The sequence below is a fragment of the Anabaena sp. CA = ATCC 33047 genome (assembly GCF_963870205.1).
Taxonomy (GTDB): domain Bacteria; phylum Cyanobacteriota; class Cyanobacteriia; order Cyanobacteriales; family Nostocaceae; genus Trichormus.
On record NZ_CAWMSA010000067.1, the window covers coordinates 157,830 to 181,451 of the forward strand.

The window sequence follows — 23,622 nt, forward strand, 5'->3', positions numbered from 1 at the left end:
TAAACTACAAGCATCTACAACTGTTAGCGGTTGACGATTTTCAAAGTTTGTGAGCAGATTTAAGACACTTTCATGATAACAACAAACTCCTTTTGGTTCTCCTGTTGAACCGGATGTATAAATCACATAAGCTAAGGATGAGGTGTTATTAATTTCTTGCTCACCACCAGATCCAATAGTTGCCCAATCTGTATCTAAGCAAATAATTTGAGCATTATTTGTTGGTAAATTATTTACTAAAAATTGTTGGGTTAATAAAATAGGAACTTGTGAATCCTTGAGCATAAATGCTAAACGCTCGGTAGGATAGGTAGGATCAAGAGGTACATAAGCTGCACCAGCTTTTAAAGTTCCCAAAATGCCAATGATCATTTCTAGGGATCTGTGCATACAAATTCCCACGAAACTATTTTCACCTACCCCTAATTTTTGCAAATAATTAGCTAGTTGGTTGGCTTTTTGATTTAGTTCTTGATAAGTTAATTGTTCTTGTCCAAAAACTACAGCGATCGCATCTGGTGTTTTGGCAGCTTGTTCAGCAAATACTTGATGTATATTTCTAGACTCTTCCCAATTAGTTTGGGTGTTATTCCATTCAATTAATAATTGATGTTTTTCAGATTCAGTTAATAATGGTAACTCAGAAATTTTAGCTTGGGGATTAGCAATGATTCCATAAAGCAAAGTATGAAAATGTTCCGCTATCCGGGCAATAGTTTCCTGATCAAATAATTCCGTACTATATTCAATTGCTCCTGTTAGTCCTTGTTCGCCTATATATATATCTAAGCTCAAATCAAATTGTGTAGTGCCACTTTCAACTTCAATAGGTGTTAAGGTTAAATCCCCTATCTTTAAAGTTGGTATGGGTAAATTATGCAGTGCAAACCAAACTTGAAATATTGGGTTACGGCTTAAATCTCGTTCTGGTTGTATTTCATCTACTAATTTTTCAAAGGGTAAATCTTGATGAACGTAAGCTTTTAAAGTTGTGTCTTTAACTTGATTGAGTAATTCGCTAAAACTAGGGTTATTGTTAATTTGTGTACGCAGTGCTAAGGTGTTAACAAATAAGCCTATAATACTTTCACTTTCTGCCCAGTTACGATTGGCGATCGCAGAACCTACTACAATATCATCTTGATTCGTATAACGATACAGCAAGGTATTAAACGCCGTTAGCAAAGTCATAAACAAAGTTACGCCCGCTTTTTGGCTAAAAGCTTCTAATGCTGTTGTTAAATCCTGGGGAATTTGCCAAGTGTAGGTTTTTCCCTCAAATTTTTGTAGTGCTGAACGGGGTCTATCTGTGGGTAATTGTAAAGTAGAAATACCATCAAGCTGTTGTTTCCAATAACTTAATTGATTTTCTAAAACTTCTCCCTGTAAATATTCCTGCTGCCAAACACTATAGTCAGCATACTGAAGTTGTAATTCTGGTAATAGAAAGGGTTGACCAGCATTAAAAGCTTGATAAATTGCTGCTAATTCTTTTAATAATATGCCTATAGACCAACCATCACAAATAGCATGATGTAGGGTAAGTAATAATATATGGTTTTGTTTATTTAGCTGGATTAATTTTAGCCGTATTAATGGGCATTCTGATAAAATAAATGGGCTTGTTGCTTCTGCTACGGCTATTTTTTGCGCTTCTGTTTCTCGCTCATTTTCTGGTAAATTTTGTAAATTTATGACTGGAATCTGTAGTTTTATACTAGGATTTATTGCCTGTACAGGTTCGCCATCAACAGTAATTATGCTAGTTCTTAAAGCTTCATGACGATCAATCAATGCCAGAAAACTTTTTTCTAATAAAGTTATGTTTAATGCACCTGTTAACCGTACAGCATAGGGTAAGTTATAAAAAGGGCTACCGGGTTCTAATTGGTCTAAAAACCATAGTCTTTTTTGTCCGAAGGAAGCAGGAAAAACATAAACTTCTGTTTCTTCAGCGTTTTGAAATTCTTGGTTTGGAAAAGTTTGTAGTGTCATGATTGATTGGTTTTGAGGCAATAGAGTGATTTTTTTTCACGCAGAGACGCAGAGGCGCAGAGAGGAGTTCAGTTAAGAGTTGGTAGAGTTGGTTTTCAGGGAGGATAATTTGACGCGATTTGCTTCTCTGGATAGACGTTGAGGAGCAATTTTAGGTTTGTATGAAGTTTGTTGTTTCTGTTGTAATGATTGAGAAATTTCCTCAGCTAATGTGGCAATTGTGGGCATTTCAAACAGGCGACTTAATGGTATTTCAATTTGCCATATTTGACGAATTTGAGATATTATTTGAGTTGCTAGTAATGAATGTCCGCCTAATTCAAAGAAGTTATCTTCAATACTAATCTGTTTTAAGTTTAGTATTTCGACCCAGATTTCTGCTAATTTCTCTTCAATTTGGTTACGTGGTAATACTTTTTCTTTTTTGGGGTTGAAATTTATTTCTGGTGCAGGTAACGCACGACGATCAAGTTTACCATTAGGTGTTAAAGGTAAACTATCAAGTACAACAAAAGCTGAAGGAATCATGTAATCAGGTAGCTTCTGTTGCAGAAATTTACGCAATTGCGAAAATTGAGGTTTTGATGAATCAGGATTAGTAACAATGTAAGCTACTATTCGTTGCTGTTTAGATTCATCTTCAAAAACTATAACTACAGCTTGTTTGATGTCTGTAAATTGCTCAATAACTGCGGCAATTTCTCCTAATTCTATGCGGAAACCACGAATTTTTACTTGGTCGTCAATCCGTCCTAAATATTCAATTTCGCCAGTTGGTAAATAACGGGCTAAATCTCCCGTTTTATATAATTTTGCTTCAGGATTATTACTAAAAGGATTAGCAATAAATTTCTCATTTGTCAACTGGGGACGGTTGAGATAAGCACGGGCTAAACCTACACCTCCTATATGTAATTCCCCTGGTACACCAACGGGAACAGGCTGCAATTGTTGATTTAAAATATAAATTTGCGTGTTAGCAATGGGGCGACCAATGGGGACTATTTTTCGTGGATAATCTTTTTGACAATGCCAGAAAGTGACATCAATTGCTGCTTCTGTTGGCCCGTAAAGATTATGTAATTCTACATTTTTATAACGGGTAAAGAATTTTGATTGTAATTCAAAAGATAAAGCTTCACCGCTACAAATTACACGTTTGAGGTGTTGACATTCTTCTATTCCCTGCTCATTTAAAAATACTTGCAGCATTGATGGAACAAAATGTACAGTGGTAATTTGCTGGTCTTTGATTAGTTTTACTAAATAGTTACTATCTCGATGTCCTTCTGGTTTAGCAATGACTAAACAAGCTCCTGTAATGAGAGTCCAGAAAAATTCCCACACGGAAACATCAAAGCTAAAGGGAGTTTTTTGTAATACTCGGTCAGATGTATTTAGTTGATATTGATCCTGCATCCATAACAACCGATTACAAATTCCTTGATGGGTGTTCATTGCTCCTTTGGGTTTTCCTGTGGAGCCGGAAGTATAAATTACGTAAGCTAGGTTATGAGAGTTAAGATTGCAGGTAAGATTTTCTGAGTTTTGATCAGCGATTTTATCCCAGTCGCTATCTAAACAAATTACTTGAGCTTTGTAAGGTGGAAGGTTATCAATTAGGTGCTGTTGAGATAACAAAATTGGGGTTTGGGAGTCTTCCAACATAAAAGCTAGGCGTTCTTGGGGATAGGTTGGATCTAAAGGTACATAAGCACCACCAGCTTTGAGAATCCCCAAAAGCCCAATTACCATTTCTAAGGAACGCTCTACACAAATCCCCACTAAAGTATCTGCAACTACTCCTATTTTTTGTAGGTAATTTGCTAGTTGATTAGCTTTTTTATTGAGTTCCCGATATGTTAATTTATCATTTTCAAATACCACGGCAACAGCATCAGGTGTTTTTTCTACCTGTGCTTCCAATAATTGATGAATGCACTGGTTTTGAGGGTAATTAATTTTAGTATTATTCCATTCTAATAATAGTTGATTTTGCTCATTCGCTGTTAATAATGGTAATTCGGACAAGTGCTGCTGGGGATTAGCAACAATCCCCTCTAACAACACCTGAAAATGTCCCAACATTCGGTTAATTCTGTCAGGATTAAATATATCTGTGTTGTATTCTAAATCTCCTTGTAATCCTGTCTCTGTTTCTGATAGCGAGAGGGTAAAATCAAATTTGGTAGTGTTGTGTTCTAAGTTTAATTCCTCTATGGTTAATTCTGGTAATTCTATAGGTTCGGTTGTGTTATTTTGCAACACAAACATCACATTAAACAAGGGATTTTGACTCAAATTGCGCCCTGGCTGTATTTCTTCTACCAATTTTTCAAAGGGCAAGTCTTGATGAGCATAAGCCCCTAAAGTAACCTCACGTACTTGCTGTAACAGTTCTTTGAAAGTGGGGTTATTCCCCAGGTTTGTCCTAAGTACCAAAGTATTGACAAAAAATCCAATTAAACCTTCAATTTCTGAACGATTACGGTTAGCAATAGGAGTACCAACTAGAATATCTTCCTGCTGTGTGTAGCGGTGTAACAACACTTTTAATGTTGCCAGCAGCGTCATAAATAAGGTAACTCCCTCCTGCTTTGATAGGTCTTTAAGTTTCTCTGTCAGGGACTTGGATAATTGAAAAGGCTGTGTAGCACCTCTGTGAGATTTGATTGCAGGTCGATGGTTGTCAGTAGGCAATTCTAAAACAGGTAAGTTACCACCTAACTGCTGTTTCCAATAGTTAAGTTGAGTGTGCAGCACCTCGCCTTGTAACCATTTTCTTTGCCAAATAGCAAAGTCAATATACTGAATCTGTAATTCAGGAAGTGGGGAAGGCTGACCTTGAGAAAAGGCTGTGTACAATGCTGTAAGTTCTTTAATGAATATCCCCCTAGACCAACCATCAGAAACTATATGGTGCATGGTCAATAGCACTACATGATCTGTATCTGATAGTTTGAGTAAACTGGCTCTGATTGGTAAATCTTTTACTAAGTCAAAGGGTTTTTGTGCTTCTAATAAAGCTAGATTTTGCATTTCCTGTTCTTGTTTATTTACTTCTATCTTATGCAAATCTAGAACTGGAAGACTAAAGCTTTCACCTTGACTAATTACTTGTACTACTTCCCCATTTACTACTGTAAATGTAGTTCTTAATATTTCGTGTCGTCTGATAATTTCCTGGATACTTTCTGAAAGTGCAGGTACATTTAATTTACCTGTTAATCTAAATGCTACAGGTATTCTATAAGCACCACTATTTGGTTCTAATTGGTTAAAAAACCATAGTCGCTGCTGGGCAAAAGACAGAGGTATGTTTCCCTGGCGTGAGGCAGGTTGAATAGATTCTGAATTTGATTTTAATGCCTGAGTAGCTTTGCTAATAAAATCTATAATTTCTACTTTGCGTGCTGCTAATTCTGCTTTGATATCTGGTGTCAGGGCTTCTTTTGGCGCACTACAACGCAGACGCTCATTTTCAACCCATAGTCTGATCTCCTGACTGCAAAGGTAAGACAAAAATTCAGCAGTGCTTTTCATATTTCTATTTCCTCTCTGTCTTCGCCGATTTGCTCATATCCAGTTTGTAACTTTTGTACTGTTATAATTTCCTCGATTTTATCAACCAAATTTTTAACTGTTGGATACTCAAAGAAGCTACGCAAAGGTAAATCAATTTTCAAGGTTTCCCGTACTCTAGAAATAACTTGGGTAGCTAAAAGTGAATGTCCTCCTAAATCAAAGAAGTTGTCATCAATTCCTATTTTTTCTTTCCCTAATACATCAGCCCAAATATCAGCTATTATCTGTTCTGTTGGGGTGCGGGGTGGGACATAAGTTGCTTCATCTCCAGTTTTTGTATCTGGTACAGGTAGTGCTTTACGGTCTATTTTTCCATTAGGAGTTAATGGAAAAGTAGTTAAGGTAACAAAGAATTGCGGAACCATATACTCTGGTAATCTGTTTTCGGCAAAACTCCGCAGTTGCGAAATTAATTCTAATTCTTGCTTTTGCTGTAATGGTTGATTGGCATAAACACCCCAAGATTGAGGAGTGCTATTAATATTTAAAACTATTTCCTGATTCTTTTGTTCTGGATTATATGCGGGAATTTGTTTTAAGAAAACTACGTTGTAGCAACCATCATTACTGTTGTTTGACCAACTAATTTTGACTTTATAAGCAAGTAAATCAGCTATTACCCAAAAATCTTGCGGATCAATTCCATTTTCTGAGGTTATTTGCTTCAAAATTCCTCGTAACTGCTCAACTGTGAGCGATTCATCCGCAGTTGCAAGTAACTCCAAGGTTTTAAGTTCAGCAACTATACGGGCGTTAGGAATCTGAGCAATTTTTAGGGTATTGGGTTGATTATTCAGTAAAAGCTGCTGCACACTTTCTACTGACAATTCTTTTTGCTGCCAATCTAACCAGGGTTGGTTTTCTGTATGATCAATCTGATAACCAAGACGAAGAATTACATCATACTTAAACTTGGTCAGTTCGTTATGATGATGACCTCCTTTCAATTCCATCTGCACATTACCAATTTGCGGCAGATGCTGTTGTAGAGTGGTGAAGAAATTAGGAGAAATGACTAACTCGTTTTCAGCTTGCAGAGAGTCTTTTATTCGTTTTTTTAACTCAGTTACAGTTAGGTCTGAGTCAGCTTGATTTAATTGGACACCAGTATGAAAAGCTTCTAAAAGTGGCAAGTTACGCACACCACCAATAAAAATACAACCTCCTGGTTTAAGGATACTGACAGCACCTTCTAGAACACTGACTAAATAATCAATGCTGGGGAAGTTCTGAATAATTTCATTGAGAATAATTACATCAAAAGACTCTGGTTTTATCTTGTCTAAATTATGGGCTACTCCTTGTACAAGAGTAACTTTAGACAATAATTCTGGCTGGCGTTTGGCTAACAATTGCTGCAAATATTGTAGAGCCGTTTGGGAAATATCTACACCACAGTAATGTAGACAGTGAGGTGCGACTCTGGACAAAATTAAACCTGTACCACAACCAATTTCTAAAACTCGCTGAGGCTGAAGTGCGAGAATACGTTCTACTGTATTTTCAACGCACTCGATAATTTCCGCTTCTGGTAAAGGTTGATTTGTATAACGGCTTGTCCAAACTCTCAAGTTGATTGAAGGGTCTTTTTCGGAAAATTGCCAACTGTAGAATTGGTCATAAAGTAATTCTAAATCTGAAACATATTCAGTTTCAAATTTATGGTTTTTGGGAGTTTGAGGTATTACGTAAGCGACTAATCGCTTATCATTAGCTATGTCGTCTCGTGTAACTACAACTGTGTCTTGTACTGATGGATGTTGTTTTAATACTGACTCAATTTCTCCCAACTCAATGCGAAAACCGCGAATTTTAACTTGGTAATCACTGCGTCCGAGAAATTCTATATTCCCGTCTGGTAAATAGCGAGCGATGTCTCCGGTTTTATATAAGCGAGTTGATTTTGATTGCTCAAAAGGATGGGAAATAAATTTTTCGCTGGTGAGTTCAGGACGATTTAAGTAGCCTTTTGCTAAACCAATACCAGCAATATAAATTTCACCGGGAATACCAATTGGTACAGGTTGAAGATGACTATCTAAGATATATATTTGGGTATTATTTACGGGTTTACCAATGGGTGTAAATCGTTTATGTTGTTGCTGGTTTGGTACGGAATACAGGGTAGTACAGATAGTAGCTTCTGTGGGGCCATAACCGTTGATAATGTGTAACCCAGGAATGCGGTTATTAATTGCTGCTAAAGTTTGCTCAAGAATCGGCTCTACCCCTACCAGTAACCGTCTTAATTCCAATTTTGCTGGTTGTTGTTCTAACCAATTTGCTAAAACAGGCAGCATAAAAGGTGGAATATAGGCACTGGTGATTTTGTGAGTATGCAACCATTGAATAAACGCTTGACTATCAGCACGAATTTCTTCAGGTACTATATGCAGAGTTGCCCCAAATAAAAGGGCTGAGAAAATTTCATAAACTGAAACATCAAAACTTAAACTTGTCCACAAACTACAAACATCTTTAACTGTTAAAGATTGTCTGTTTTCAAAGTCTGCAAGTAGGTTAATAACACCCAAATGGTGACAACAAACTCCTTTGGGTTCTCCTGTAGAACCGGAAGTGTAAATCACATAAGCCAAGGATGAACTATGAGCAATATATTGGGAACTACAAGAACCAATAGTTTCCCAATCTGTATCTAGGCAAACAAGTTGAGAATTATTTGTTGGTAGTTGATTGACTAAAGATTGTTGAGTTAATAAAATAGGTGTTTTTACATATTGGAGCATCAAAGCCAAACGCTCAACCGGATAGGTAGGATCAAGTGGTACATAAGCCCCCCCAGCTTTCAAAGTCCCCAGAATCCCAATGATCATTTCTAGGGATCTATTCATATAAATTCCCACTAAAGTCTCTGAGCCTACCCCTAATTTCTGTAAATAATTAGCTAGTTGATTGGCTTTTTGGTTAAGTTCTTGATATGTTAATGACTGCCCTGCCAAAATAACTGCAACGGCATCTGGTGTCTTTTCTACTTGAGTCTCGAATTGCTCATGTAGCCTACATAATTCTATGGGGTTAATCTGTGTATTATTCCACTGAAATAATTGATTTTTTTCCGCTTGAGTTAATAATGGTAACTCAGATATTTTGGCTTCAGGATTAGCAACTATACCATCTAGTAAAGTCTGGAAATGTTCTATCATCCGCGCAATGGTGGCTGATTCAAACAACTCTGTGCTGTACTCAATTGTTCCTATTAATCCTTGGGCTTCTATATTTATATCTAAACTCAAATCAAATTGAGATGTATCCCTTTCTACTTCTAAGGAAGTTATGACTAAATTCCCTAGTTGTAAAGTTGGCATTGGCTGATTGTGGAGAGCAAACCATACCTGAAATAATGGGTTGCTTCCTAAATGCCGTTCCGGTTGTAGTTCTTGAACTAGCTGTTCAAAGGGAAGTTCTTGATGTGCATAAGCAGCTAAAGCTGTCTCACGTACTCGTTTCACCAACTCTTTAAAACTCAGTTCCCCAGACACATCATTTCTGAGAACTAAAGTGTTAACAAAGCATCCTAGTAAATTCTCAATTTCGCTGTGAGTGCGGTTAGCAACTGGAGTCCCAACTAATAAATCTGTCTGTCCTGTGTAACGATAAAGTAAGGTTTTAAAGGCAGCTAATAAAACTATAAACAAGGTGGCATTTTCCTGTTGCCCTAAAAATTTCAGTTGATTAGTTAATGTTTCTGAAATGGTAAAATTTACCCGCGCACCTTGAAAACTTTGTTGTAGAGGACGGTTATAGTCTGTTGGTAAATTAAGAATTGGTGGCGCATCTTTTAGTTGCTGCTTCCAATAATTCAGCAGATGTGATTTATTTTGTAAAGATTGTTTTTGCCACAATGCAAAATCTGCATATTGGATGGGTAATTCTGGTAGTGGGGAAGCTTCACCATGACAAAATGCTTGATATAGTGCTGCTAACTCTTGATAAAAAATGCCGCTCGACCAACCGTCAAAAATAATATGATGTATACTCAAAAATAAAATATGTTCTTCTTCTTGTAATTGGATGAGAAAAATTTTGAATAGGGGAGTTTCAACTAGATTAAATGGCTGCTGAGAATACTCTAATACAAGTTGTTTAACTTTTGCCTCTTGCTCAGGTTTTGACAATCCTTGTAAGTTGATAATAGGCAGTTCTATTTTTAGTGTAGGCGCAATTTTTTGTACAACTTGCTCATCTATAACTTGAAAGCTCGTGCGAAGAATCTCGTGACGCTTAATAATTTCGTTAAGGCTTTTCTCTAAAATATTTATATCAAGTTGACCCTGCAAGGATAACATATTTAACTCGTTGTATGCAGTTAAATCTGGTTGTAACTGTTGCAGTAGCCAGAATTTTTCTTGAGTTAAAGATAAACTCAAGGTATCATCTGCTTTTCTTTGAGAAATCGTCAGATTATTCTTTAAATTGTTTTGGCTTTTTTGTTGTTGTAAACGTTTTTCTAATAAGGCTCTTTGTTCTGGAGACAAAGCGGCTATTCTTTCATTTATATCTTTTACCATTATGCACCTCAGACAAACAAGAAATTTTGATTTTTACCTTCTTGGTAAGTTAGTTGCTAATTATTGACTCAGTAGGGTGTTGGCTTCTTCACTAGACAGATTTTCAATTTCTGCTAATAGCTGTTCTATATTGTCCATTTCCTCTGATGCTTGTTTTTCTAAAATTACATGAGCCAGTTGACTAACTGTAGGAGCATCAAAGAGGAGGGTACGCAGTGGTAATTCAATTTGAAAAGCTTCTCGAATCCGGGAAATTGTTTGTACTGCTAGTAAAGAATGTCCGCCTAATTCAAAAAAGTTATCGTTAATTCCTACTTTTTCTATTCCAATAAGTTCTTCCCAAAGATTAGCAAGAGTTTTTTCAGTTTCATTACGAGGAGCTATATAAGTATTTTCTTGCAGAGTGCGTGAATGTCTGCTGTTAGATACCTGAAGAGAATTTATTGGCTTTTGAGCTAAGGATAAAGATAAAACTAATTGGTTAAGCTGCTCAATTCCTGCTTGTAAATCTTGGGTGGAAACTATAACTTGTGGTAATGAATTAGCTAAAATGCGGCTAAAGACATCAATTCCTTCTGTGGGTAGAATAGCATTTTTTAAGCTGGTTTCCCGCCAATTTTTGATTTCATTAGGAATAGTGGTATTAACTGCCATACCAATTTTTTGCCAAGCATCCCAATTAATAGCAATCGTCAATCGGTTATTTGTTGTTGTATTCCATTGTGCAAAGGCATCTAAAAAGGTATTGGCAGCACAATAATCTACCTGTCCAAATCCTCCTTGAATTGAACTTAAAGATGAACAGAGAACTAAAAAGTCTAAATCCTGATTTTTGAGGACATTATTTAAAATTATTGTTCCTTGCACTTTAGGAGCAAAAACACTTTCGGCCATTTCTGGGGTTTTGAGTTGAATCATCCCAGCACCAGCAACCCCAGCAGCATGAATCACACCGTTAATTGTACCAAAACGTTGTAAAGATTGAGCGATCGCTCTCTGCATCTGCTCATCATTAGTCACATCAGCAGCAAGTACCAATACTTCTGCACCTAACGCTTCTAATTCTTTAATTTTGTCGTTTTCAGATGTTACCGAACGTCCTAATAAAATCAGTTTAGCTTTTACGGTTCTGGCTAGGTATTCTGCTAAAGTTAAACCCATACCTCCCATACCACCTGTAATTAAGTAAACTCCATTTTGTCGTAAACGGATTTTATCTGTGGTAGCTGGTTCTAGAGAAATCGGTTCAAATGTTTGTACCCAACGGTAATTATTACGGTAAGCAATAATTGAATTTTGTGATTCTGCTGTTAATTCTGCCAGTAGTTTCTCTATAAAATCTTCATTCGCTAATCTTGGTAGTACAATGTCAACCAGACGACAACTTATATTCTGATATTCTTGAGGAATAACTTTACAAGCACCCAAGATAGTTGTTTTTTCAGGATATAATTCTTCATTTCCTGTAATTTTGTGCAGATTGTTGGCAATAACAAAAATTTGAATTTCATCACTTATTTGTTGTTGTCCAATAGCTTGCGCGAGGTAAACAAGACTGTAAAAACCTAAATTTTGAGTTATTTCCCAAGATAAAGCTTGTGATTGTGTAACGCTCCACAAATGAATTATTTGATTAGGTGTTTTATCTTCTTCCCGTAATTCTCGCAGCAAATGATAATAATCATCTGCTTGTTTTGGGTTAATAGTGTAGATATTGCTATCTATTTGCTTAAATTTTTCTCCTGGTTTGACATAAATTATATCTTGTCTAAGTTGTTGTAATCTCTGTCCAATTTCTGAACCTATACCAGATTCATCTATAAAAATTAACGAGTAACCAGAAGTAATCTCTTGAGTTTTAATGATGGGAACTCGTTTCCAAGAAGGAATATAAAACCAGTCAGTAATATTTGCTTTTTTACCAGCTTTACTGATAACTTGCTTTTGTATTTCTGGTTCAATCCAGTAACGTTGACGTTCAAAGGGATAAGTCGGTAAAGGTATGCGATAACGCTGTTCATGGCTATAAAAACCAGACCAGTTTATCGCAAGTCCTGCTAACCACAAACGCCCTAAAGTATGGAGCAAGAAATTAACATCAGATTTTTCTTCCTGGGGATGACGCAAAGAAGGTAATACAACTTGTCCGGCTGCTTGTTGGGTGTGTTGTTTAACAAGAGTACATAAAGTTCTTCCTGGCCCTACTTCTAACAAGATGCTTGCTGTTTCTTGCAACAAAACTGATAAACCAGCAGAAAAATTGACTGTTTGTCGTAAATGCTGCGCCCAATAATTTGAAGATGTTGCTTGTTCTGGTGTAATCCAAGTCCCCGTTAAATTAGAAATAAAGGGAATTTGGGGAGGATTAAGTTTAACTTTTTTCACTTCCGCAGTAAATGGTTGTAACATTGCTTCCATCATTGAGGAGTGAAAAGCATGGGAGGTATGTAAACGACGAGATTCTATTTTTAATGCAGTTAATTTCTGTTGAAATTCATCTATGGCTTCATAACTTCCTGAAACTACACACAAAGCAGGTGCATTACTAGCAGCTAAATCTAAATTTTTAGGCAATAAATCTTTAATTTCGTTTGCTGATGCAGAAACAGAAAGCATTGCACCTGTAGACATTTGCTGCATCAATTTTCCTCGCACAGCTACTAAAGCTAAGGCATTTTCTAAAGACATGACACCAGCTAAACAAGCTGCAACATATTCACCGATACTGTGACCAATCATTACTTGTGGATAAATACCCCAAGACATCCACAGTTGAGCTAAGGAATACTCAATGACAAACAATGCTGGTTGTGCTAAAGATGTCTGTTTTAATTGTTCTGTTGCTGCTTGTTTTTCAGTTTCCTGTGGATAAATAACTGCTCGTAAATCTAAACCTAAATATGGTTTGAGTATCAGGCAACAATTATCTACTTGTTCTTGAAATACAGGCTCAGTCTGATACAGTTCCTTACCCATATCCACATATTGAGTACCCTGTCCAGGAAACATGAAAGTAATAGCGCGTTGTCTGGGTTCCTCAAAATGAGTTAATACTTGGGGATTATCTGGATTTTCTAGGATATTTATTGCTTCTTGGATACTTTGACAAACTATAAAACGACGATAATTAAAAACACTTCTTCCTACCTGCAATGTATAAGCTACATCTGTCAAATCTAACTCAGGATGTTGTTTGAGATGTTGAGCAAGATTTTGAGTAGCAGTTTCTAAAGCTGAATCAGTTTTGGCTGATAAACACAAAAGTTGATATGCACTTTTGACTTTTGATTTTTGACTTTTGACTTGTTCTGGTGCTTCTTCCAAAATTACATGAGCATTAGTCCCACCAATACCTAAAGAACTAACTCCAGCACGTCGCGGGGTAGAAGTTTCAGTCCATTCTGTCAATTTAGTATTGACATAAAAAGGACTATTTACAAAGTTAATTTCTGGGTTTGGTTGTTCAAAATTTAAGCTAGGCGGAATTAATTTATGTTGCAAAGATAAAGCGGTTTTGATTAAACCTGTTACTCCTGCGGCTGCGTCTAAATGTCCAATATTTGTTTTGACTGAACCAATTGCACAGAAAGCTTTTTTATCTGTTTCTGCACGAAAAACATTTGTTAATGCAGATATCTCGATGGGATCGCCTAACGCTGTTCCTGTTCCGTGAGTTTCAATGTAGGTAATGGTTTCAGGTTCAACATCAGCTAAAGCTATTGCTTCGGCGATCGCTTCTGCTTGTCCATTCACACTAGGCGCAGTGTAGCCAACTTTACCAGAACCATCGTTATTGATAGCACTACCTTTGATGACTGCATAGATATGATCACCATCTGCGATCGCATCCGACAACCGTTTTAACAGCACTACTCCCACACCATTACCAATAACTGTCCCTTTGGCTTTCGCATCAAAAGCACGACAATGGCCGTCAGATGATAAGATACCGCCTTCTTGGTGTAAATACCCTGTTTTTTGGGGTATACGCACCGAAGCACCACCCGCCAAAGCCATATCACATTGGTAATTCAATAAACTTTGACAAGCTAAAACGGTTGCTACTAAAGAAGTAGAACAAGCAGTTTGTACTGTGAGACTTGGGCCAGTTAAATTTAATTTATAAGAAACACGAGTAGACAAAAAATCTTTATCATTACCAATTAATTTCTGAAAACTATTAGCTGAACCAATTTGGTCAATATTTAACTTAAAAGATAAATAATTATTTAAACTCGCACCAGCATAAACCCCAATCCGACTTTCACATCTTTGAGCGTCATAGCCAGCATTTTCTAAAGCTTCCCAAGCACATTCTAAAAATAAACGATGTTGGGGGTCAGTCATTTCTGCTTCTTTGGGGTTAAAGCCAAAGAAACCTGCATCAAATAAATCAATGTCTTCTAATACAGACCCAGCTTTTATATAGTTAGGATTATTCAGTAATGATGGATCTACTCCCGCAGCAATTAATTCTTCATCACTGAATTGAGAAATGGCTTCAACTCCATTACATAAATTTTGCCAAAACTCCGTAATATTTTTAGCACCTGGAAACCGTCCAGACAATCCAATAATAGCAATATTTTCCATCACTCAACCTTTCAAATTACTGAATTTTCATCTCTCATTTATCAGCTTTAATGGTTATGGCATAAATGTATTTATTAACCATTTCTACTTTTGTCTTGGTGTAGCAATGCTAAACTACTACTGATTACTGACTTAATTCAAATTACTTAAAACTCTTCCGTTGCTTCATTAATAATTGATTGCGTTGGTTCAAAGCTTCTCTTTGTCTATCAACTCTTTCGCGCATTTTTCCTAAAGTTGTTGGTGCTTCTGACTTTTTACTTAAATGTTCCGCCAATGACTTGATAGTGGGGTTCTGAAAAATTTCCACAACTGACAAATCCCGGTGCAAAATTTCCTTGAGTTTATTGTTTACCTGCACAACTAACAAAGAATGTCCACCAAGGTCAAAGAAATTATCATTAACACCAACCCTCTCTAATTGTAATACCTGTTTCCAAACCTTAGCAATTGATTTTTCTACCTCAGATTCAGGAGCTTGATAATTATTTGCTAATTCTGGACGTAAATTATCCGGTGCAGGTAAAGCACGACGGTCTACCTTTCCATTGGGTGTCAGAGGTAATGCTTCTAAAACTACAAAGGCAGACGGAAGCATATATTCAGGTAGTTTCTCTTTGAGAAAATGCCTTAACTCATTGACAGAAAACTTTGCTTTTTCATTGGGAACTACATAAGCAATCAAGCGATTTTTATTAGCAATAACTACCGTTTCTCGCACATTGGGATATTGTGCTGTTACTGCCTCAATTTCTCCTAATTCAATGCGGAAACCACGTAATTTAACTTGATGGTCAATCCTGCCCAAAAATTCAATTGTTCCATCCGCGCGATACCTTGCTAAATCTCCTGTTTTGTAGAGGCGTTTTTCAGAATCAAAAGGACTAACAATAAACTTTTCGTTAGTTAATTCTGGTCTATTCCAATAGCCTCGTGCTAAACCCACACCACCAATATACAACTCACCAGCAATACCTATAGGGACAGGTTGTAATTGTTGATCTAATATGTATATTTGTGTGTTGGCAATAGGACGACCAATAGGAACAATTCTCTCATTGGTGTTGGCTTGGCATTTCCAGGAAGTTACATCAATAGCTGCTTCTGTTGGGCCATAGAGATTATGTAATTCTGCGTGCAAACGTTCAAAGAAACATTTTTGTAGTTCCCAGGGTAATGCTTCACCACTACAAATTACCCGTTTAATACTCTGACAATTTTCTAGTCCGGGTTCTTCTAGAAACACTTGCAGCATTGATGGTACAAAGTGCAATGTTGTAATTTGCTGCTGGGTTATGAGTTGGACTAAATAGCTTGCATCTTGATGACCACCTGGTTTAGCTATGACTAGAGTTGCACCAGTAAATAAAGTCCAGAAAAATTCCCAAACAGAGACATCAAAACTAAAAGGTGTTTTTTGTAAAACCGAGTCTTTTGATGTTAATTCATAGGTATCTTGCATCCACAGTAAGCGGTTGCATAAACCTTGATGAGTGTTAATTGCTCCTTTGGGTTTTCCTGTTGAGCCAGAGGTATAAATTACATAAGCAATATTTTCTAATTGTACATTACTATCTGGGTTAACTTGACTGTAATTAGCAAATTCTACCCAATCTGTATCTACATTTATAACTTGAGCTTGGTGTGGTGGTAGTTGATCAACTAGATGCGATCGCACTAGCAATAATGATAGTTGAGCATCTGCTAACATGAAGGCTAAACGCTCTTGAGGATAGCTAGGATCTAGCGGTAGATACGCGCCACCAGCTTTCATAATTGCTAATATTCCCACTACCATTTCTAAAGAGCGTTCCATACAAATACCCACCAAAGTATCTGGCTTCACGCCTAGATTTTGTATGTAGTGTGCTAGTTGATTGGCTTTTTTATTTAACTCCTGATAGGTAAGTTGTTGATTCTCAAATACTACTGCTACAGCATCCGGTGTTTTTTCTACCTGCGCCTCAAACAAGTGATGAATACAAGCTGCTTGGGGATAATCAACTTGAGTATTATTCCAATCTACTAGCAGCGTTTGACGTTCAGCAGGTGTCAATATTGGTAACTCGGAAATACGCTGCTGGGAATTACTCACTATACTTTCTAGTAAGGTTTGAAAATGCCCAACCATTCTGTTGATAGTATCGGCATTAAATAAGTCTGTATTGTATTCTATTGTTCCTGTTAATCCTGTCTCAGTTTCCATCATTGATAGCAGGATATCAAACTTAGCTGTTCCTGTCTCCAGTTCCTCAGTTTTCCAGATTGCGTCTGAATCAGCATTCTGAAGCACAAACATCACTTGGAACAGTGGGTTATAGCTTAAATCCCGATTTGGGTGTAAGGCTTCTACTAATTTTTCAAAAGGTAAATCTTGGTGCGTATATGCCTCAATTGCGACCTTTCGCACTCGTGCCAACAATTCTTTAAAGCTGGGATTTCCTGCTAAATTGCTACGCAATACCAAAGTATTGACAAAACACCCGATTAATTGTTCTATTTCAGTACGGTTACGGTTAGCTATGGGTGAACCAACAAGAATATCTTCTTGACCTGTGTAGCGGTATAACAAAGTTTGAAAGGTCGCTAACAAGGTCATAAATAAAGTAGCGTCTTCCCCTTTACTTAACTGTTTGATTTTTTCAGTTAAGGCTTTTGACAATATAAACTTATGCTGCGCTCCTTTAAAAGTCTGTATTGGCGGTCTAGGACGGTCTGTAGGTAGTTGTAATACAGGCAGATTTCCGCTTAATTTTTGTTGCCAATAAGTTAAATGCTGTGCTAAAACTTCTCCTTGTAAATAACTGCGTTGCCAATAGACAAAATCGGTGTACTGCAAAGGCAGTTCTGATAAAGGAGAAGATTTACCAGCACAGAAAGCCTGATAAATTATTGATAGTTCTTTAACTAAAATATTGATTGACGAACCATCACCAACTAAGTGATGCAGCGTCAAAATCAATATTGACTTTTCTGGTTGTAATTTTACCAGTTTTGCCCGTAATAAGGGTGGTTGTCCTAAATCAAAAGATGCTTGAGCTTCTTGAATCGATAAGGTTTTGATTTCAATTTCTTGGTGTTGCTGTTCAAGATGCTGTAAATCAACTTGCGGTACAGTGAAGTTAACAACATCTACAACTTTCTGAACAGGTTCACCATCTACTATTTCAAAGCTGGTACGTAAGATTTCGTGTCTTTGAATAATGGCATTGATACTATTAACTAATGCTGATAAATTTAAATATCCGGGAATGTGAACCGCTACAGGAATGTTATATGTAGCTGTCCCTGGTTGCAGTTGATTTATAAACCATAACTGTTGTTGAGTAAAGGTTAGGGGATGATGATGAGTATTTGTCTCAACTTGAGAAATAGGCAAGTATACATGAGTGTAGTTGCTATTAACTTGGTTGAGGATTTGGTTCGCTAACTCAGCAATACCAGCACCATCAAAGAATTCAGCGACAGATATAGCTACTTCAAAATCAACTTCTATCCGATTTTTTAACTCGAAAACTTTGAGAGAATCTAACCCTAAGCTACTTATAGGTTGCTCTGATGTTATTTGCTCAGGTTTGACTCTCAATACCCTAGCTACTAATTTTTGTAGGTGATAATTTAATAATTGCTGTCTTTGTTGTGGTGCTACTGCTAGTAAGTCGCTGCGGGTGAGAATTGTTTCTGGTTCTGTTGTTTGACTGATTTCTAGAATACTACTACCAACAACTTCTAATGTACCTTCTAAAAATCTAGCTTTTGTGGCTCGACGCTGAATTTTACCACTGGATGTTTTGGGAATTGTGCCAGCTTTGATTAAAATGACTGCATAGACTTGTATTTCATGTTCTGCGGTTACAGCTTGACGAATAGCAGCCGTAACTTCTTCTATATTCGGTTTGGCACGAAATTCTAGTTCTTGTACTACTACTAACTGTTCTTCTTTTTCAACTTCTACCGCAAAGGCTGCAACACTTCCCGCACGCAACATTTTATGGCTGCTTTCTGCTGTCAGTTCAATATCTTGTGGGTAAAGGTTGCGTCCCCTGATGATGATTAAATCTTTTGCTCGTCCAGTAACGAAGAGTTCACCATGATGGAGAAAACCTAAATCTCCAGTCCGCAAAAATGGCCCTTCTCCCGTGTCTTGCAGATATGCGTGGAATGTTTGCTCTGTTTCCTCTGGTCTGTTCCAATATCCATGACCAATACTCGGCCCTGATACCCAAATTTCCCCGACTTCATCAGCCGCACAACGGGTTAAGGTGTCGGGGTTGGCAATCATAATCTGTTGTTGCGGTACAACTTGACCACAACTAACTATTTGAATACTGTTATCTGCGTTATTAGCAGCATCAATTACATGGTTGCATTCTAAAGCGGGTTTTTGTAATGTCTTTGTTCTGACTAATGCAGATTTGACGCTGCCAGATACCATTAAAGTTGCTTCTGCCATGCCATAGCAAGGATAAAAGGCTTCTGGACGAAATCCGCATTCAGCAAAGGTCTGAATAAATCTCTCTAATGTGTCCTGACGAATTGGTTCAGCACCGTTAAATGCTACACTCCAACTGCTTAAGTCTAGAGTTTCCCGTTGTTCGGGGGTAATTTTGTCAACACACAGTTGGTATGCAAAGTTAGGCGCACCACTGGTTGTACCTCGATAATCAGAAATCGCTTTTAACCAACGATAGGGACGCTGAAGAAAGGTTGCGGGTGGCATCATGACACATGGAAAACCTCCATATAAAGGTTGCAGTATGCCTCCAATTAGTCCCATGTCATGATAAACGGGTAGCCAAGTTACAAACTTACTACTAGCGGTATGTTCCATATATTGGCGTGTCACAGCCGCATTGTGTAACAGGTTGCTATGACTGAGCATGACACCTTTGGGTGTGCCAGTAGAACCGGATGTATATTGTAAAAAGGCTAGTGTGTCTTGATTGATTACAGGCTGTTGCCAAGATGCTTCTATGCCTGGTTCAAGGTTATCTGTGGTTAGCCAATGCAAATTATGAATATCAAATTTATCGCTTAATAAAGTTTGCACCTGTGACAATATACCTGATGTCGTCAGGATGATTGCGGCTTGTGCATCTTGTAAAATCGCTAAAATTCTGGGTGTGTTGCGCTGGTTGCGTGGTGGATAAGCGGGAACGGCTACGACTCCAGCATACAGACAACCGAAAAACGCTGCTAGGTAATCTAGTCCTGGTGGGTAAAGGAGTAAGGCTCGTTCACCAGTTAATTTTAGTGCTTGTAGTTGGGATGCGATCGCACGAGAGCATTTGTCCAATTCCTGATAAGTCTGTGTTGCCTCGGTTGTCTCTCCATCTGCTAAAAAGGTAAAAGCTATCTGCTGTGCTTGTATGGAGCTTCTCCAACGAAGAACATCAACAACTGTAGATATTTCCAGATCGGTTTTTAAGCCATTAAAAGGTTGATTCATCGGAATATTACTTTCAACCATTGCTCCCTGCACACTCATAGTTTTTGATTGGAGAGGCCATTCTCTGCTGTTATTTTGCCAACGGAATGATTAACTCTGCGGCGATCGCTTCAGAATGCCCATCAAGCGTAAAAAATTCTTTTTGGGGTTTGTGTTGGAACTTCAGATTTTAAAGTATTGGTGCTTCCAACCCTTTCCTGTTTACAACCAGGATCACCCTTGTCCTCATTGGGTATTGATTTTGATTGGCGGCAATTACTCCAATTTAGCTCCAACAAGTGGCAGTTTGAACTCCACTCATTTGCAAGTTATTTTCAATTAGCTTTTTGCAGTTTAATAAAAACTTTTATCATTTGCAAGGTTTTTTAAATAAATAGAAATTATTGATGGATACAATTAGTATTAACTGATGCTATAGATACCACAGACTTGGTTTGAAGATTAACCGTGTGATTAATTAGTTTGCATATATACGCTTTAACATATACAAACGAGATTTGCATTGTAATTCCTAGATTTCAGTCTAATAAGTCTTCTCAAGATTATTATCAAAAATTGTTACTTGATGACAAATAGTTTGTAATAACTGAGACTTTATTCTAATATATATTGCAAATAACTTTTAATAAGTGCTATGTCGCTAAGTATGAAGCGTAAGCGGCATGACTGGTTGTGAGGACAAGAATGAAACAAGATCGGCTATTTCAAAGCCTGTTACTTACAGGCGCATTTTTTTTGGTGCTAACAACTCCCGCCTTCAGTCAGGAAGAAGGAAAAACAGAAGCACAGCAATCTGATAAAGCTGTCAATTCTGAGAAACGATTATTGAAATTGACTTCAGCACAGCCAGTTGGGTTGAATCAAGAAATTCCCCAACGCGCACAGATGAAGCTGCCCCCAAGAATTCGCCAAAAGCTTGTTCAGTCGCCAGCAACAGCAGTCATACCAGTTACGGGAGTAAAACTAAGTCCCACCGAAAAGGGTGTAGAGATTCTGTTAGAGACTTCCCAAGGGGAGCAATTGCAGGTGTCAGCCAAAAGCGAAGGTAACACTTACATTGCTGATATTCCCAATGCTCAATTACAGCTATCCAACGGTGAGACAACATTTCGTCCAGATCAACCAATTACAGGTATTACGCTCTTAGAAGTATCTAATCAAGATGCCAACACTATCCGAATAACTGTGACAGGAGAATCGGGATTACCAACTGTTGAGTTGTTTGATAGTGACGAGGGTGTGATTTTTAGCTTTACGCCCGTTGTTTCAACGACAACAGCACCAACGCAACCATCACAGCCAGAAGAAACCGAGCAGCCTACGAGTGAAACCACACCTACAGAACAACCAACGTCTGAAAGTGATGAATCAATTGAACTGGTGGTGACAGCAACTCGTACTGAAGAAGATGTACTAAATATTCCGCGTTCTGTCACTGTAATTACTCGTGAACAGATTGAGCAGCAATCTCAGTTAAGTACCAATTTAGCTGATATTCTGGCGAAAACTGTACCTGGCTTTGGCGCACCAACTAATCGTACTAATACATTTGGGCAAACTTTGCGGGGTCGCAATATTTCGGTTTTGATTGATGGTGTTCCGCAAAATAGCAATTTACAATCTATTCCCGCGCAATTGACAACTATTGATCCGAGTGCAATTGAACGGATTGAAGTTGTGCGCGGCCCGAATGCAATCTATGGTGGGCAAGCTACTGGTGGTGTCGTAAATATTATTACTAAGAGGCCAAGCGAGCAAAGATTAGTTTCTACAACAAATATTGGTTTAGATACTTCTTTGACACATTCGGAAGATAGCTTTGGTTATAACCTTTCCCATCAAATTGCGGGTACAGAAGGGAAATTTGACTACACTGTGGGTTTTTCTCTGGTAACAACTGCGGGTTTTTATGATGCAGAAGGCGATCGCATTGCTAACTTTTCCGGTGATGAAGACAGCAGAAAAATCAACGCTTTGGCTAAGGTAGGAGTAGAATTAGCACCAGAACAACGTCTACAATTCACATTCAATCATTTTGATCAAAAACAAAATACTGATTTTGTTTCTGATGAAGCAGTTGATGAAATTCCGGGAATTCAAAAATCTCGCGCTTTGCGGATACCAGCAGGGACAACTGTAATTGGTGCTGATGATGGTAGTTTTATCAAAAACACTTTACTGAGCTTAAATTACAACAACGACAATATTTTTGGTAGCAAGCTGCAAGCTCAAGCTTACTATCGTAATTATGATTTCGGTGGCGGACTTCCTAGTGATAACCGGGGTGGAAGATTAAGAGCGATTACCCAATCAGAAGGAGATTCTGAACAGTTAGGCGGCAGATTGCAAGTTGAGACACCCTTCAATACTCAACAAACGGTCAGCTTACTTTGGGGTGTTGACTATCAGAATGAGCGTAGTTCTCAAAGGTTCAATATTTTCGATCCTGTGGAATTTGACGCATCAGGGGGTCTAGTTTATCGCAAAACTGGCGAGCGGACTTTTGTTCCAGAATATGATTTTCGAGAATTGGGTGTCTTTGGTCAGTTGCAATGGGAAGTTAGTGAGCAGCTGCAATTAAGTGGTGGTTTGCGTTATGTGAATATCGGTGTGAGTTTGGACGACTACACAACCGCAGAAAATCCCCGTCGTAATATTCAAGGTGGCGATCGCAGTTTCGACTCTACAGTATTTAATGCAGGTGTTGTCTACAAATTTACACCGGAAGTTAGTGTATTTGCTAACTTTGCTCAAGGTTTTTCTGTTCCCGATTTAGGTCGTGTTTTCCGCAGACCACCATCAGGTGTAGTCAATATTTTAAACTCTCTGCAACTGACAGAACCCCAAAAAGTAGACAACTATGAAATCGGGATTCGTGGTCAATGGGATAATCTCCAAGCATCATTGTCTGGTTTCTACAACTATTCTGACTTAGGTTCAGCTTTTAACTTTAACGCTGATACTGATTTCCTAGAGACTGTTCGCGCTCCTCAAAAAGTTTACGGTATCGAAGCTGCGGTTGATGTTCAACCTGCTGAGGGTTGGAAAGTGGGTGGTACAGTGACTTGGACAGAAGGCGAAAATGACGAAGACAATGATGGTGAGTATTTAGCACTGAATAGCATCACAGTTGCACCTTTGAAATTGACAGCTTATGTAGAAAACCAAACTCTTAAAGGTTGGAGAAATAGATTACAACTTCTTTATTCTGGTAATCGCGATCGCGCTTTTGAAGATGGGGTTGAAGATGGCAAAATTAGCAGCTATGTCACAGTAGACTACCTCAGCAGCATCAAACTAGGACAAGGGGAACTACAAATAGGTATTCAAAACCTATTTAATAACCAATACTTCCCCGTTTATTCACAATACTTTGCTCCTTTCTTTGATAGTGCTAATTATGCAGGTCAAGGTAGAACTTTAAGCGTTGGCTATCGGATTAGTTGGTAAATCTTTTTATGGGTGAGTTTT

Annotated in this window: 6 protein-coding genes; 1 reads left to right on the top strand and 5 read right to left on the bottom strand. The window is 37.8% G+C overall.

What is annotated here, in order from left to right:
• The 5 genes from AACS98_RS20145 to AACS98_RS20165 all read right to left on the bottom strand — a co-directional run.
• Positions 1-1,995, bottom strand: a 1,995-nt coding sequence (locus AACS98_RS20145; protein ID WP_198161168.1) for a non-ribosomal peptide synthetase, incomplete at its 3' end; no start/stop codon positions are given.
• 72 nt (positions 1,996-2,067) lie between these two features.
• Positions 2,068-5,538, bottom strand: coding sequence for a non-ribosomal peptide synthetase (locus AACS98_RS20150; RefSeq protein ID WP_066383175.1), 3,471 nt, complete (start codon positions 5,536-5,538; stop codon positions 2,068-2,070).
• Positions 5,535-10,109 (bottom strand): non-ribosomal peptide synthetase, encoded by a 4,575-nt coding sequence (locus AACS98_RS20155; RefSeq protein ID WP_066383176.1) that lies wholly within the window; start codon positions 10,107-10,109, stop codon positions 5,535-5,537. The genes AACS98_RS20150 and AACS98_RS20155 overlap by 4 nt, the downstream gene beginning before the upstream one ends.
• Before the next feature lie 60 nt (positions 10,110-10,169).
• Positions 10,170-14,702, bottom strand: coding sequence for a type I polyketide synthase (locus AACS98_RS20160; protein ID WP_066383182.1), 4,533 nt, complete (start codon positions 14,700-14,702; stop codon positions 10,170-10,172).
• Between the two features lie 142 nt (positions 14,703-14,844).
• Positions 14,845-20,151, bottom strand: coding sequence for a non-ribosomal peptide synthetase (locus tag AACS98_RS20165; RefSeq protein WP_066383290.1), 5,307 nt, complete (start codon positions 20,149-20,151; stop codon positions 14,845-14,847).
• 684 nt (positions 20,152-20,835) lie between these two features.
• Between AACS98_RS20165 and AACS98_RS20170 the strand changes: the two genes are divergently transcribed.
• Positions 20,836-23,601 carry a TonB-dependent siderophore receptor gene (locus AACS98_RS20170; RefSeq protein WP_066383187.1) on the top strand — a complete coding sequence of 922 codons (2,766 nt, stop codon included), beginning with the start codon at positions 20,836-20,838 and terminating at the stop codon, positions 23,599-23,601.
• Positions 23,602-23,622: the final 21 nt, after the last annotated feature.